The organism is Spartinivicinus ruber (assembly GCF_011009015.1).
Lineage (GTDB): Bacteria > Pseudomonadota > Gammaproteobacteria > Pseudomonadales > Zooshikellaceae > Spartinivicinus > Spartinivicinus ruber.
In genome coordinates this window covers 2,991,656-3,005,384 of sequence record NZ_CP048878.1, presented here as the reverse complement: position 1 = coordinate 3,005,384, position 13,729 = coordinate 2,991,656, and the positions used below count along the sequence as shown (strand labels likewise).

Below are 13,729 nucleotides of genomic sequence, written 5' to 3'. Positions count from 1 at the left end.
TCTTCCCTGTTTGAAAAATCACCCTTGACATCCTACTTCAAACTAGTTAGTTTAACTAACAAACTAGTTGGCTATGATGATCGATCATGAAGTTAGATGAGTCGTTAGATTGTTTTCACCGTTATTTGGCTCGGCTGTGGAATCAAGATCAACGGCAAGCTGAGTTAAGTTTTAACGAATATGAATACTTAACTTGCTTGGCCGCTATCGAAGGTGTTTGTGATGCCCACCAAGACACAATGTTTGATGGACCACACCTAACGGATTTAGCCGCAAAAATGCAAGTCAAGCGGGCATCAGCCAGTACGATGGTGAATAAATTGGAAAAACGTGGGCTGATTCAACGGGTACAATGCCGTTACGATGCACGAGCCCAACATGTGTTAGTCACCAAAGCTGGGATGACGTTGGTACGCAAAGAACAGGCAATTTATAAGGATATGGCTACCACCATTAAGCAACAGTTAACCAAGGAGGAATATCGACAGTTTGAGAAGGTAATGGATAAAGTGTGTAAACATTTGTAGATGGGTGTTGTGATAAAGGGAAAAACTAAATCCGCCCCCTAGTCCACTTTTTAAAGGGGGGAATAAAAGATGCTGGCTATTCCACGTAGCATTGCCTTTAAAGTAACTTCTCCCTCACCCCGTTCCAGCTAGCGCTCTCATAAAAATTAAAGATGCTATCGCTCACTATGCAGTAGCTAATGAGCCCCTCTCCCTGAGGGAGAGGGAGCTAAAAATGGCTTTTGTGACAGCCTGCATTGGAATAAATAGTTAAAAAACAGCTTATATAACAACCTAAAAGAAAGGAATAAATAGTACCGCTTGGAGTACTTATTTTAATTTTTTTAACCAAATAGTTAGTTAGTCTAACAAATCACTAATTTATTTTTTCAACTCATAAAATGGAGAACAGAAATGAACTCAGAATTCTGGAATAATTATTACCAAGAACAATCTACAATCTGGACCCAGCCTGATGAGGTATTTGCCGCAGAAGTGGCTGAATTAACTTCGGGTAATGCATTAGAGTTAGGTGCCGGTGAAGGTGCCGACTGTTTATTTTTAGCGAAATCCGGCTGGCAAGTGACTGCCATTGATTTTTCTCAAAAAGCTATCGATAGAATAAATCAACAGGCGGATTTGCAACAGTTAACAATTACGACAGATGTAGCGGATATTTTAAATTATCAATCTACCCAACAATATGACCTGGTGTATATGGTTTTTATTCATTTACCGTTGGCCGAAAGAAAACAGATGCTGGCTAATGCTGTTAACGCTTTAGCCCCTGGCGGCACCCTACTCTTTATCGGTATTGCTAGCAGTGATATGGACTGTGGCCAGGATGTTTCCCACCTGTTTTCTCCAGCCAAGGATATTGCTGCATTGCTACTAGAGGTAACGCCCGATTTACACATAGATAAACAAGACCATATTAATCGAACAATCCCAATGCCAGACAAAACCTCATTCAAAGCTGAAACCATTATTGTGAAAGCCAATAAACTTCCTTAAAAATAATTAACCCTATTTGTAAGCCATACTTACAACCAAGTATGGCTTACAGTGCTTTTATACTCTTCGCCAATGATTTTTAGGCTTTGTTACCATCGCTTTTCAGTCCAGTCATTTAGTTTATCTAAACTCCTGGAACTTCATCGCTCGGTGACCACACAAAGAAAATCCTTCGCTGTGAGAATATACCACTTTATTTATTACACCTAAAAATGAATCGTGATAGGTATATTACCAGTCACAATCAAATAAAGCACGACAGTACCAAATCATTCTATTTATCTCACCCCAATTCACCTACACTTAAAAGCTACCAACACCATACCTTTATATTCAAGTGGTTAACAGCAAATAGGGAGTCATTATGAATACCATGACTAAAGGACTAGTCACACTACTACTGTTTTACTGTGTAACGCTGACTAGCCAAGCAAAGCTATTGGAGTTTGTTCTAACTAACCAGGAATTGTCAGTGGACAGGGACAGTGAGCGTTACGATAACTATCTTAACAAATTAAACAATCAACTAGGTCAGCCCCAGTCAAGCCATACCCTCGCTGTCATCCAGTTAAATAAACATAACCAGATAGTGAAGCTAGAACAGTTAACTAGCCCATTAATGTTAAGAGGAGAAGCATTCAATCCACAAACTGGTCATATTGAATCAGTGGTTAATCAGCCTCTGGCCACTGGCAACCTTTACCTAAAGATTGATGAACAAGCAGCCATTAATAAAATACTGATTTTTTCACCTAAAATTAGTGGTGAAACAGGCTTAACTTGGCAGTTTGCTACTGAACGCAATGTAGCTTTGGCCGATATTGGAATTAAAGAAAAAACTGAAGAGTCCGTTTTTAAACTGGTTGATAATGGTCCATCCAGTAACCGGGTCGACTTGGTATTTGTAGCAGAAGGTTACACCAAAAATGAAATTGCGCGTTTTAAAGAAGATTTAGCACCTGTTGTTAATGGCTTTTTTGAAGAGCATCCTCTCAGTCTATATAAAAACTATTTTAATGTATGGGGCGTTGAATCAATCAGTAACCAGTCTGGTGCTGGCTATAGCTATCCCAAAGATACTCGATTTAAATCGTATTTTAATTGCTATAATATCGACCGACTATTATGTGTCGATATCAGTGAAGTACAAAAATATGTTTCTCAACGTTTAAGCAGTCATTCTCGCGATATTATTGTTGTGGTAGTCAATACCGATAAATATGGCGGTTCCGGCGGTGCAGTGGCAACAATGTCACTTCACTCTTCTGCAGTTGAGTTAGCGCTACATGAAGTAGGTCATACGTTTGGCTTGCTAGCCGACGAATACGATTATGGCAGCTGTCGTGTTGCACCAGCTTCAGAAGCCAATGTCACCAATAACCGTTCAGGCAGCAAGTGGTCTCATTGGTTTGACGCCGCCAATAATGTGAATGTGTTTGAAGGTGCAAAATACTGTCGATATGGTATGTATCGGCCAACCAATAACTCATTAATGCGTACATTAGGCTTGCCATTTTACGCCGTAAATAGTGAGCAATTGATTCGAAGAATTTACAATTTTACTACACCGCTCTCGTCACAAGCACCAAATACCAAAAACATCAATCTTAGCACTCGGCAACAACAAGGGTTTTCTGCCGCCTTGTTACAACCTACCACCAATACAGTCGCTGCAAAATGGCTGTTAAATGGCAAACCAATTAGTTCAGCAACCGATTTTACCTTTATGGGAAACCAATACCAGCCCGGTAAATATCAGTTAACCGTAGAAGCTCAAGATAATACTAAACATGTGATTATTGACAGCAAAAATAATCTCAAAGATTCATTTACTTGGACTATTAATCTAACAACCGGTAGCAACCAGTGCAGTACACCGTCAGACCCAACCCACTTGTCCGCACAAGTGCTTGATAAACAGAGCTTTCAATTATCCTGGTTGGCGCCAAGTTACGCACAACAATATATTGTGCAACGACTAGTTGAAGGCTATTGGCAAGATGAAGTGAGTACTACAGCAACCGTTGTAGAAATTGCTAATCTGCCAACAGAAAGCGAGCAAGTCGTTCGGGTAGTCGGTTTAAATGGCTGTGATGAAACGGGCCAAGCCTCTGAGCCACTTGAAGTTTCGCTTAATATTTAATACCAACCAAGGGTACCTTCTTTAAAGGCGCTAAAAACGCGCTTTTAGCGGTGCCCTAAAAATAGTATGTCATTTCAACAGTCAACCAGGTATTGTCCTTTAAAAAACCAAGGCGTGGGTCTTGTTTATCTATTCCTACATCAACATAAGCCAATACTGTCGCAGCACCTAACTGAGAATATTCAATCATAAATTGATGAGCATCCTTAGAATAAGCATTAATGGTACGATCCATCATGCGCTGACTATTTCTCAATCTCAACCCCTAACTTTCATACACAGAAAGCTATATAATAATTCATATCGTATTTTATAAACAGCTTATTGAATTCTTTATTACATTAGGCATGCTTTTAGAATATTATTTATTTAAATAGGAATATTCAGTTTTCTTTTTTATGATAAATACTCCCTTGCAATATAATTTAAGTCACCCAAAACCATTATTATTTTTTAACACACAACAACAATATAGCTACATAGGTGCTATGGCTCACTTAAAGCCATTGGTAGGTAAATGTTATGTCTATCTCAATATTAGCCATCATTTAGTTAAAAACATCACTTGGTTTGTTGATTACTGGAGATATTCAGGTTAATTTCTGCAAAGATATAATCAACTATTAGAGATATACACTTATGTTAGGTAGTGTGGGCTTAGTTTTTATTTGGTTATTGCGCAAAACGTTCGAGTGGACCTTAGTAACCGCAGCCGTATTAACTTACGCTGAGTTAGGCCCAGGTGGTGAGGCTGTTGCAGAATTAATTAATACTTTTCAGGAAATTTTACGTAATATTGACTGGCAAAATATCTTTCAACAACTGACCGATACTGTAAAAACCCTCATGGAATCATTATCAAAAGCTGTCTTTAATTAAACTCCATTAGCCTTGCCAACAACGCTGGCCAGTAAATCGAGAGCATAAGTATTCCATTTGATCACCTCGAATTTGCCGGTTGGCCAAATACATAAACTCAAACACATTGGGTTCAAAAGGCACTGCCAACAATTCCATTCCCGCTTGTTCCGGAGTTCTGCCCCCTTTATGGTGATTACAGCGCTGACAAGCGGCGACTACATTTTTCCATACATCTTTGCCACCTTGCACTTTGGGCACAATATGATCCCTCGTCAAATCCGTTTCTTTGAACTTATTTCCACAATACATACACAAATAATCATCACGACGAAATAACAACGCATTATTTAAACCCGGTACAAAATTCTGCCTGCGATGATTCCCCATGCAAGCAATGATTGGATCCATATTAATTTCTGAACGTACACCAAATTTATTTATCCCCCCAACAATCCGTAATGGTTGTTCACCAATACTCCACAACACTTGTTGCTTGACATACAGCGTTGCCGCTTCTTGCCGACTGATCCATGCCGTCGGCAACCCAGACTTATTCAATCTCAATACCCGAATCATCTGTATTCACCATTCCACCAGTCTGCTTCACACCTGTTATTACCAAAAAACACCATCAACACCCGATAATATGAATGGCTTTAAGGGTCAATGCAGATTGTCGCTGCAACCATTATCTCTGCTTAGGTTCTCAGCTACTCAACCCCTAACATTCAACACTAACGGGGATAGGCTAACGAAATGATGCTATCTATTTATAGTATCCCCCTTTTTTATTACAATTTTTACCATTTACTTTGACTATTATTAAAAGTGTACTCATCTTGTCATATTACCGATAAACACACTAATGTTTACCATTTTACTTTCTTATTTATAAACATAGCCTTACTCTTATATTCTGTCTTGCGAATTGTACCTAGCACTCGAATATTTAAACAACATGTTGATCAATTAGAGAAGTGAACTAAACTAGGGAATAGAAGTAATATAAAACCAAACATTATTTCATTCATGTTAGTTACTTAGTTATCAAGCAAACCTTATATAGCCTAACTCTTCCTAATAACCTGCTGCACGGTCAGCCTTTACTTGCCAAGAGCCTCAAGTGGCGGGTTTAACTATTTAGGAAAATACCAGCATGTAATGAGGACAACATGGGTGTTCGTGACATGCTTTTTATAAATAGCGAGTTTAGAGGAGCTCATGCAGCAAAATAAGCTTTATGTAGGGAATTTACCCTACTGCATCAACGAGTCACAGCTAGATGATTTGTTCTCACAATACGGCGAAATTGATGATATCAAATTAATTTTAGACCGTGAAACTGGACGTTCTAAAGGCTTTGCCTTCATTACCTTTGCCTCTGAGCAAGCAGCGAAGCAAGCACTGCAACATAATGGTATAGAAGTAGAAGGACGTACAATTAAGGTCAATAAAGCAATTGATAATAATCGTCAGCGTAACCGACGCCACTATTCTGCACAGCGAACAACATAAAAAAAATTAATAGTGCAAGTCATCTGACTATTTTAAGGGAATGGCCTAGCCCAACTACTTCAATGGGCTGTTATGTAAAAAACATTAGTTGCCTGGTAAAAGGCGTGAATAATACTACACCCTCTATCGACGGCCGTCCCTAAAAGCCATTCGCTTTGGCTATATTGTTGTAGCTAAGTGGCTGCTGTACTCATTACAAAAAATGTTAGCTGACCGGGTAGGAGGTATAATTGCTAACATTTTTCGATAGATAATAGGTTTCTGCTATACAAGAAAACAAGCCACTTTATTAATACCTAGTTAAGCAGCATCTACGGTAACACCTAATAACGTGTCAATTTTTTTCAAGATCGCATCTGACTGCCCAAATAACTCCTGCTGCCTATGTAATAATTTTTTAATAATAGGATCATCTTGATCAGCTGAACCTTGCAAACTAATAACGTTATTAATGGTATCGGTAATAATATGTAATTGGTCATTAATATTACTCAGAGTCTCATTTAACTGGCCTAAATGCTGGTCTAAATTATTCATTGAGTTATCCTTACTCATTCTTACGGTTCAATCCATTATAGCCAATACCCAACAAGACCAAACGTAACAATAAATTATAAAGGGATTGGGAGTTAATCAATGACTGTCATCAAACTACAACAGGTGTGTCATTATATTCCTGCTGGAAAACAGCGTACCCCTCTATTAACAGACATTAATCTCTCCCTTCAGGCTGGTGAAATAATGGTTTTATTGGGGCAAAGCGGCTCTGGAAAAACCACCCTGCTTAACCTGATTGCTGGCCTGATCAAACCCCATCAAGGGAAAATTTATCTGCATCAACATGCTATCCACAACAGCTCTGAATCCTACCGAGCCAACATTCGGCGACAACACATTGGCTTTGTTTATCAACAATTTAACTTATTACCCTCTCTCACGGTTGTAGAAAACGTGATGCTACCTGGTTTGCTTAACAAACAAACCCAAGTGGCAGCGCGGGCTAAAACGCTATTACAAACCGTTGGCATGGATGAATTACTGCACCGATTTCCCCATCAGCTGTCAGGTGGCGAGCAGCAACGGGTAGCCATCTGTCGTAGTTTAATTCACCACCCGAGCATCATATTAGCTGACGAACCAACTGGAAGCTTAGATAATGCCTCTGCCGCTAACGTCATTGAGCTATTTTTTTCTCAGGTGAAAGCCAGGCATCAAACCCTGTTACTGGCTACTCATAATGAGCAACTATGCCAATGGGCTAATCGGATTGCCGTTATTCATTATGGGAAGCTTGCAATCAAGTCATGAATTATTTACTACTGGTTGCCCTGTTAAGACACTATCGTTTTCATCCTTGGCAATTATTTTTTATTTTAATCGGCATCAGCTCTGCTATCTGCTTACTAACTACCATTGATTTATTGATAAAAAATAGTCAGGAAAATTTTTCCATTGCGGCCAATCAGCTCAGTGGCCCTGCTACGCATCATATTACGTCACCAACCGGTTGGTTGCCAGAACAGCTTTACAGTGAGTTAATACGTCGTTTTTCAATCATAGCTAGCCCAGCTATTCAAACGTCTATTAAACTGAGTCAAAATGGCGAACTGTACACGCTATTAGCCGTAGATCTATTTAAGTCGCAACGCTTTCAACTTTTTACCACAAACCAGTCCAGCACAAAACAACCAAACAATCGTACAGTCCCATTCCTCGATTTTATTCAGTTATCCCCTCCTGCTGTGATCATTGGCCAACATCATGTTAAACAACACCAGTGGCAAATGGGTGATGAACTAACTCTTTATACAGGCACACACGACTTTCCAGTGACATTATGGGCCAGTTTTAATCAAGACGTTAGTCCCCTGTTTGACCATTTATTAATAATGGATATAGGACGGGCGCAGCAACAGCTGAATATGAAGGGTAAGATTAGTCGCATTGATTTAACCCTTCATCAGGAGGAACAAATTAATGCTATTCAACATTGGCTACCTTCCACTTACCAATTAGCACCAAGCAGTGAAATCACCCTGCAATTAGGGCAAATGAGTGAAGCATTAACCATTAATTTATCAGCTTTGGCTTTATTAGTGATGGCCACTGGACTGTTTATTATGTTTAATACCGTACGGTTTGCCTTGCTACAACGCTACCCATTATTAATTCAGCTCACTCAGTTAGGCGTCACGGTCCAGCAAAAAACCTACTTACTATTACTGGAAATAAGCACTATTTCAGCAGTAGCAACCCTGTTGGGTAGCCTATTTGGTATTTTAATCAGTTTTGAAATACAACAAGTGGCACAACAAACGACTAGTAACCTCTATGGAAGGACACCTGTTAATTTATTCCATATACCTACCGCCACATTGATAAAAACCCTCTTGATTGGTTTGATTGGCCCCTTAGCCATTACTGGCTATGATTGTTGGCAAGCCAGTCGCCTATCTACCCAGCCCCAACAAGAATACCAATTAAGTTGGCAGTCAAACCAGTTAGTGTTTTTTTTATTATTCGGCGGGCTTAGCTTAAGTGTGAGTTTACTAATGTTTTATCTCACCACTGGGCTTATTCAGTGTTTTATGGCAATTGGCGGTTTACTTATTGGTTATGCGGCATGGATACCAGTAGTAAATGGGCTAATTGCTCACTTTGCCAGCAAAGTTGCATCCTGGCCAACTCAGCTAAAAGGATTATTGTGGCACTATTTTTGGCAAGATAACCAACGACACAGTATGACCACCAGCATTGCTATGATGGCATTGGTCATTGCCTTAGCAACAGCAATCGGGATTGGTATTATGATTGATAGCTTTCGATTAACCGTTACCAATTGGCTAGAGCATCGCCTATCTGCCCATATATACTTAAAACAACAAACCTGGGGACAACAACCAGCGAAACCACTCCCCCCCCCATTATTAAAGGTAATTGCTCAACATCCTGCAGTTCTTCACATCGCCCATTTTCAATCTAACCAAGTCAGTAGCCAAGGAAAGTATTTTCGGTTAACCAGTAGCAATACCCCGCCTCCTATGCAACAAGGTTATCTATTTACTCATGGTAACCCAATCCAAATTTGGCAAGATTGGCAAAAACCTAATCATTTACTAATCAGTGAACCATTGGCTCACCGGTTAAACCTAAAGCCTCATAGCCCATTGGAAGTGAATACACCCAAAGGCAAGCAGATTTTTCAAGTCGCTGGAATTTATTATGACTATGCCAGTGAATTTGGCCAGGCCTTAATGAGTGATACAAATTACCAGCATTACTGGCCTGTATTACCTATCACGTCAATTGCTATTTATTTAAACAATCCAATGCGACAGCAAGAAGTGATTAAATTTATTAAACAGCATACCGAGAGAAAAACCAACCAGCGACTCAACTTGCAAATAACTACTCCAGATCAAATCAAGCGACTTTCATTAGCCATTTTTGACCAAACGTTCTTAGTGACGAATGGTTTAAGAACGATCGCCATTATTATTGCAGCTATTGGCATTACCAGTACTTTAATGGCTTTGCAATTGAGCCGACTGCCTGAGTTTAAACTGCTATTACAATTAGGGTTTACCCAGTGGCAAATTAATATTTTTCAATTTAGTCAAATGATTTGGTTTGGCTGTTTATGTTGTTTGCTTGCCTTACCCATTGGTTATTGGTTATCCCTCTGGTTAATTACCGGGGTTAATATTCGGGCATTTGGCTGGAGTATGCCTTTAGTATTTAATTGGTCAAACTCATTACCCACGCTGGGATTAACCTTAGTTGCGGTGAGCACTGCCTGCCTTTACCCGATATGTCGTCCCCCCCTGGCCTTAAAAACATGAATAAACAACGACGTTTAATCATCATTGGGAGCACTATTACGCTTTTTTTATTGGGTGGGTATTTAACTAATCATTGGTTACTCCCAACGATTGCCTATTTATTTGAAACAGGAAAACAGCCCACTAATCAGTCAGTGGATAACAATAATACCGTTTCTTTACATCAACTGCTGGGTACGTTACAAACCAGTCCATTTCAGCAAGCTATCAAGCCGATTATTTTTAATTTTCCAGAAGACCATGGCCCCCATTTTTCATTTCGTTCAGAGTGGTGGTATTTCACCGGGCATTTATTTGATGCAAATCGACAGCATTATGGCTTTCAGTTTACCTTATTTCGTTTTGCCAGCCGCCCAACCACAGCTGCATCCAACCCTTGGTTGATTCCTCAGTTTTATATGGCCCACCTGGCTCTAAGTAATACTCAACAGCAAACCCACCGCAGTGCTGCTAAATTTAGCCGCCAAGGGCCCGGTCTTGCTGGCATTAAGTCCACACCTCTGAATGCCTGGTTGGAAACCTGGCAATTACAGTCAATCAATCCAGCGTCGCTATTGCCTGCCAAACTGATTGCCCATGCACCTGAACAACAAATAGGCTTACAGTTAACCCTCAATAAAGAGAAAACTTTAGTTTTACAGGGTAATCAGGGGCTTAGCCAAAAAAGCAACATGCCCGGCAATGCCTCTTATTATTATTCTTACCCTCGACTAACGGTAAGTGGCACTATTCACTGGAATCAACAGCAGCTGCCAGTTACCGGGCAAGCATGGTTTGACCATGAATGGGGCACCAGTGCCCTCGAGTATTTTCAAACCGGTTGGGATTGGTTTTCACTGCAATTGGAAAACCAACAGGAACTGATGATTTACCGTATTCGTAGCCAGCCCGGCCACCCTGAAACCTTATTCGCCAGCCTTAATCAAGCTAACCAACAACTTATCCCTCTCAATTCCAACCAAATTAACATTAAAACAACTCAATATTGGCAAGCACCTAATGGAACAAGTTGGCCAAGCCAATGGCAACTCAACGTTCCTGAGCATCAATTATCACTCACTCTAACGCCTACTCAGCCCAACCAACTGATGCCCTATTTATTTACTTATTGGGAAGGTGCAGTAAAAATAACAGGCAGTCACCAAGGCTGGGGGTTTGTCGAACTTACCGGCTATTAGTCAGTGTCAATATTCTTTTATCTCTAATACATAGCCAATGCGAAGGATATACACTAGATCAAGTGTAGACATTTGTATAATATACAACAATTGCTGTCTGAGGCACTTTAACTGGTTTTTTTTTAACAAAACAGGTAGTATTTTTATGCTTATTTAACAAGGATGGCAGTGTTCAAAAAATCGCCATGGCAAAAACAAAACTAGCACAAAACATTAAGTTTTTATTAGCAGAAAGTGGGTTATCTGAGCAAGATGTTCAACAGCAAACCGGGGTAAAACAAACCACTATTTATCAATTAGTAAATGGAGATGTTACCAGCACTAAGCGGTCAACGGTTAATATTTTATCTGATTTTTTTGGTGTGGATGTCTGGGAGCTGACAGAAGTTGATTTAAGTAAAAAGGATCATGATAGCAATGAAATAGAGTATATAGAGAGTAAAGCGCTCTATGCCGTTCCTCTACTAGAATGGCAGGATGTACTCCATTTTAAACGTTTTCCCATTGCTTATTGGTATCAACACCGCCCCACTACCTGCGCATCACGGAAAATCAACCAGGGGTTTGGCTTAACCATTCAGTCCAACGCTTACTTGCCTTATTTTAGCCCTGGTGTCACCTTGATATTTAGTGGTAACCGTCCTCCCGAACAAGACAATATTGTGCTAGCAATGGCAAATAAACAGCAACCTATTTTAGCTAAATGCAAAGCCTTTTCAGACGGGCTAATTTATCTACAATCACTGAACGATAAAAATAACACCATGCTTTACTCAAAAGCTTACAGTATCCAAGGAGTACTCATTGAAGAAAGGTATTCGTGACGAAGACAAGGCCACTCAGAAGTATGCCTTGCACGGGTTTGACAGCATTGAAGGCAAAGTCATTCTCACCGTCACAGGCATAGGGAAAAGACTGTCTGTTCCCATTGAATTGTTTTTTGAAGGTGACATGATGGATGGCGTGTCTGAGCGTGACTTCAAGCTCATCTGCATGCATTACTACAAAAAAACCAATACGTCGATTCTCTTTGATAAAAAAGAACGTAGTGAGCGCTCATGGACAACCTATGCCATCATGATCAGCATTTTAAGTGCAATCCTGATTAGCAGTAATTTTTCCGGTCTAAAGCCTATTAATTTAATGGGTACTGAGTTAGTGATTCCTATCGCGCTACTATTTTACCCTATTACCTATATTATTAACGATGTCATTAATGAATTTTATGGCCTGCGAATGGCCCGTAAAGGAATTCAAATTGCTTTTTTATCGAATATCTTTTTCTGCGCAGTTATCTTTGCTGCCCTGCAAATTCCACCCATCAATAATTGGCAGCTCAACGACGGATTTAACCTGATTGGTACTGAATTACTCAGTGTATTTTTTGCCTCAATGGTTGCTTATTTAGTCAGTGAAAACCTGAATGCGGTGATTCTGTCAAAAATCCGTAGTCTTACCAACAGCCGCTGGTTATACTTACGGGTATTGGGAAGCACCCTACCAAGCACGGTTATTGATAGCCTGTTATTTTGCACTATCGCTTTCTGGCATACCTTGGGCCCCGAGATTGTGATGATTATGATCACCTCACAAATTATCGTAAAATCCATTTATGCCCTGTTAAGTGTTCCCATGACTTATGCTGCCCACGCTGTTATGCGAAAATTCATTGTAACTGAAGACAGTACGAAGAAGGATCAACATGAATACGCCACTAGACAACACACCCTTAGGGAAGTCAGTTAAATATGAGTTCTGCTATAACCCTAAGCTGCTGGAAGGTGTGCCCCGGCGCTTGAATCGAGAGCCCATTGGGTTATACCCGGACAACCTACCCTTTTCTGGCGTGGATGTATGGAATTTATATGAGCTATCCTGGCTGACCCCTTCCGGTAAACCCACTATCGCAGTAGGGGAAACTTTTGTTGATGCCACCACCACCAATATTATCGAATCAAAGTCGTTTAAACTGTATTTAAACAGTTTTAATCAAACCCATTTTGATAATATTGAAGCTGTTCAGGCTACCCTTATTAAGGATTTAAGCCAAATTGCCGATGGTGAGGTAAAAGTCAATTTATGGCATCAACATAATGCCACCATTGGTAACTTGCCTGGCCAATCCATTGATGATGAAAACATCACCACTGACAGCTATGAAATTGACTCGACCCTATTAATAGATGCTGCAGACCCTCAACAAAACGCTGAAGAAACTTTACATTCTCATTTACTAAAATCCAATTGTTTAGTCACGGGTCAACCTGACTGGGGCAGTGTAATGATAAAATATGCCGGCGCTAAAATTAACCGAGCAGCTTTATTGAAATATATTATTTCTTTCCGTCAGCACAACGAATTTCACGAGCAATGTGTCGAGCGGATTTTTACCGATATTCAACGCTACTGCCAACCAGAAAAACTCACCGTCTACGCCCGCTATACCCGCCGCGGTGGTTTAGATATCAACCCCTTCCGGAGTAATTTTGAAACCGCCCCACCGGAAAATATACGGTTGTTAAGGCAGTAAGGTTTAAACAGCTAAATAATTATTTTACTTAATAACAATCGATACTCTCTCATCTAGCCTACTCTCACCCACTAGAGTTTTAGTGGGTGAAATAATATTTTTGCACTTTTTAGCCATTTGAATGATGATGCGTTAGTATC

At 40.0% G+C, this 13,729-nt stretch carries 14 protein-coding genes; 11 read left to right on the top strand and 3 right to left on the bottom strand.

Annotated elements, in window-relative coordinates; all coding sequences use genetic code 11:
- Positions 1 to 86 precede the first annotated feature (86 nt).
- The 3 genes from G4Y78_RS14095 (at position 87) to G4Y78_RS14085 (ending at position 3,663) form a co-directional block, all read left to right on the top strand.
- Entirely contained in the window at positions 87 to 527 is a 441-nt protein-coding gene (locus tag G4Y78_RS14095; protein ID WP_163833624.1) for a MarR family winged helix-turn-helix transcriptional regulator, read from the top strand.
- 393 nt (positions 528 to 920) lie between these two features.
- The gene (locus tag G4Y78_RS14090; RefSeq protein WP_163833623.1) at positions 921 to 1,520 is read left to right on the top strand and encodes a class I SAM-dependent methyltransferase; all 600 of its coding nucleotides are present in this window, start codon (positions 921 to 923) and stop codon (positions 1,518 to 1,520) included.
- A 364-nt stretch (positions 1,521 to 1,884) separates the two neighbouring features.
- Positions 1,885 to 3,663, top strand: a complete 1,779-nt coding sequence (locus tag G4Y78_RS14085) for a M64 family metallopeptidase (protein WP_163833622.1) — start codon at positions 1,885 to 1,887, stop codon at positions 3,661 to 3,663.
- Positions 3,664 to 3,718: 55 nt separating this feature from the next.
- On the opposite strand, the gene G4Y78_RS14080 is transcribed toward G4Y78_RS14085, so the two are convergent.
- Positions 3,719 to 3,919: a hypothetical protein gene (locus G4Y78_RS14080; RefSeq protein WP_163833621.1), complete on the bottom strand. Its 201-nt coding sequence runs from the start codon at positions 3,917 to 3,919 to the stop codon at positions 3,719 to 3,721.
- Between the two features lie 383 nt (positions 3,920 to 4,302).
- On the opposite strand from G4Y78_RS14080, the gene G4Y78_RS14075 reads away from it, so the two are divergent.
- On the top strand, positions 4,303 to 4,542 hold the full coding sequence (locus tag G4Y78_RS14075) for a hypothetical protein (RefSeq protein ID WP_163833620.1): 240 nt from the start codon (positions 4,303 to 4,305) through the stop codon (positions 4,540 to 4,542).
- A gap of 6 nt (positions 4,543 to 4,548) precedes the next feature.
- Here G4Y78_RS14075 and G4Y78_RS14070 read toward each other — a convergent pair whose 3' ends face one another.
- Positions 4,549 to 5,100, bottom strand: a complete 552-nt coding sequence (locus G4Y78_RS14070) for an HNH endonuclease (RefSeq protein WP_222937705.1) — start codon at positions 5,098 to 5,100, stop codon at positions 4,549 to 4,551.
- A gap of 645 nt (positions 5,101 to 5,745) precedes the next feature.
- Here G4Y78_RS14070 and G4Y78_RS14065 point away from each other — a divergent pair.
- Entirely contained in the window at positions 5,746 to 6,039 is a 294-nt protein-coding gene (locus G4Y78_RS14065; protein ID WP_163833619.1) for an RNA recognition motif domain-containing protein, read from the top strand.
- A gap of 300 nt (positions 6,040 to 6,339) precedes the next feature.
- On the opposite strand, the gene G4Y78_RS14060 is transcribed toward G4Y78_RS14065, so the two are convergent.
- Positions 6,340 to 6,576, bottom strand: coding sequence for a hypothetical protein (locus tag G4Y78_RS14060; protein WP_163833618.1), 237 nt, complete (start codon positions 6,574 to 6,576; stop codon positions 6,340 to 6,342).
- Between the two features lie 99 nt (positions 6,577 to 6,675).
- On the opposite strand from G4Y78_RS14060, the gene G4Y78_RS14055 reads away from it, so the two are divergent.
- From G4Y78_RS14055 to queF, 6 genes are all read left to right on the top strand, one after another.
- Complete coding sequence (locus G4Y78_RS14055; RefSeq protein ID WP_163833617.1) at positions 6,676 to 7,347, top strand: ABC transporter ATP-binding protein; 672 nt, start codon at positions 6,676 to 6,678, stop codon at positions 7,345 to 7,347.
- Positions 7,344 to 9,881, top strand: a complete 2,538-nt coding sequence (locus G4Y78_RS14050) for an ABC transporter permease (RefSeq protein WP_163833616.1) — start codon at positions 7,344 to 7,346, stop codon at positions 9,879 to 9,881. The genes G4Y78_RS14055 and G4Y78_RS14050 overlap by 4 nt, the downstream gene beginning before the upstream one ends.
- Positions 9,878 to 11,059, top strand: a complete 1,182-nt coding sequence (locus tag G4Y78_RS14045; RefSeq protein ID WP_163833615.1) for a lipocalin-like domain-containing protein — start codon at positions 9,878 to 9,880, stop codon at positions 11,057 to 11,059. The genes G4Y78_RS14050 and G4Y78_RS14045 overlap by 4 nt, the downstream gene beginning before the upstream one ends.
- 185 nt (positions 11,060 to 11,244) lie before the next feature.
- The gene (locus G4Y78_RS14040) at positions 11,245 to 11,883 is read left to right on the top strand and encodes a helix-turn-helix domain-containing protein (RefSeq protein ID WP_163833614.1); all 639 of its coding nucleotides are present in this window, start codon (positions 11,245 to 11,247) and stop codon (positions 11,881 to 11,883) included.
- Positions 11,864 to 12,805 carry a queuosine precursor transporter gene (locus G4Y78_RS14035; protein WP_163833613.1) on the top strand — a complete coding sequence of 314 codons (942 nt, stop codon included), beginning with the start codon at positions 11,864 to 11,866 and terminating at the stop codon, positions 12,803 to 12,805. The genes G4Y78_RS14040 and G4Y78_RS14035 overlap by 20 nt, the downstream gene beginning before the upstream one ends.
- The gene (gene queF / locus G4Y78_RS14030; protein ID WP_163833612.1) at positions 12,762 to 13,589 is read left to right on the top strand and encodes an NADPH-dependent 7-cyano-7-deazaguanine reductase QueF; all 828 of its coding nucleotides are present in this window, start codon (positions 12,762 to 12,764) and stop codon (positions 13,587 to 13,589) included. The genes G4Y78_RS14035 and queF overlap by 44 nt, the downstream gene beginning before the upstream one ends.
- Positions 13,590 to 13,729: the final 140 nt, after the last annotated feature.

Excerpts from the sequence above, each read along its gene's own strand:
- G4Y78_RS14095 (WP_163833624.1), top strand. The coding sequence starts at position 87 with ATGAAGTTAGATGAGTCGTTAGATTGTTTTCACCGTTATTTGGCTCGG.
- G4Y78_RS14090 (WP_163833623.1), top strand. The coding sequence starts at position 921 with ATGAACTCAGAATTCTGGAATAATTATTACCAAGAACAATCTACAATC.
- G4Y78_RS14085 (WP_163833622.1), top strand. The coding sequence starts at position 1,885 with ATGAATACCATGACTAAAGGACTAGTCACACTACTACTGTTTTACTGT.
- G4Y78_RS14075 (WP_163833620.1), top strand. The coding sequence starts at position 4,303 with ATGTTAGGTAGTGTGGGCTTAGTTTTTATTTGGTTATTGCGCAAAACG.
- G4Y78_RS14070 (WP_222937705.1), bottom strand. The coding sequence starts at position 5,100 with ATGATTCGGGTATTGAGATTGAATAAGTCTGGGTTGCCGACGGCATGG.
- G4Y78_RS14065 (WP_163833619.1), top strand. The coding sequence starts at position 5,746 with ATGCAGCAAAATAAGCTTTATGTAGGGAATTTACCCTACTGCATCAAC.
- G4Y78_RS14060 (WP_163833618.1), bottom strand. The coding sequence starts at position 6,576 with ATGAATAATTTAGACCAGCATTTAGGCCAGTTAAATGAGACTCTGAGT.
- G4Y78_RS14055 (WP_163833617.1), top strand. The coding sequence starts at position 6,676 with ATGACTGTCATCAAACTACAACAGGTGTGTCATTATATTCCTGCTGGA.
- G4Y78_RS14050 (WP_163833616.1), top strand. The coding sequence starts at position 7,344 with ATGAATTATTTACTACTGGTTGCCCTGTTAAGACACTATCGTTTTCAT.
- G4Y78_RS14045 (WP_163833615.1), top strand. The coding sequence starts at position 9,878 with ATGAATAAACAACGACGTTTAATCATCATTGGGAGCACTATTACGCTT.
- G4Y78_RS14040 (WP_163833614.1), top strand. The coding sequence starts at position 11,245 with ATGGCAAAAACAAAACTAGCACAAAACATTAAGTTTTTATTAGCAGAA.
- queF (WP_163833612.1), top strand. The coding sequence starts at position 12,762 with ATGAATACGCCACTAGACAACACACCCTTAGGGAAGTCAGTTAAATAT.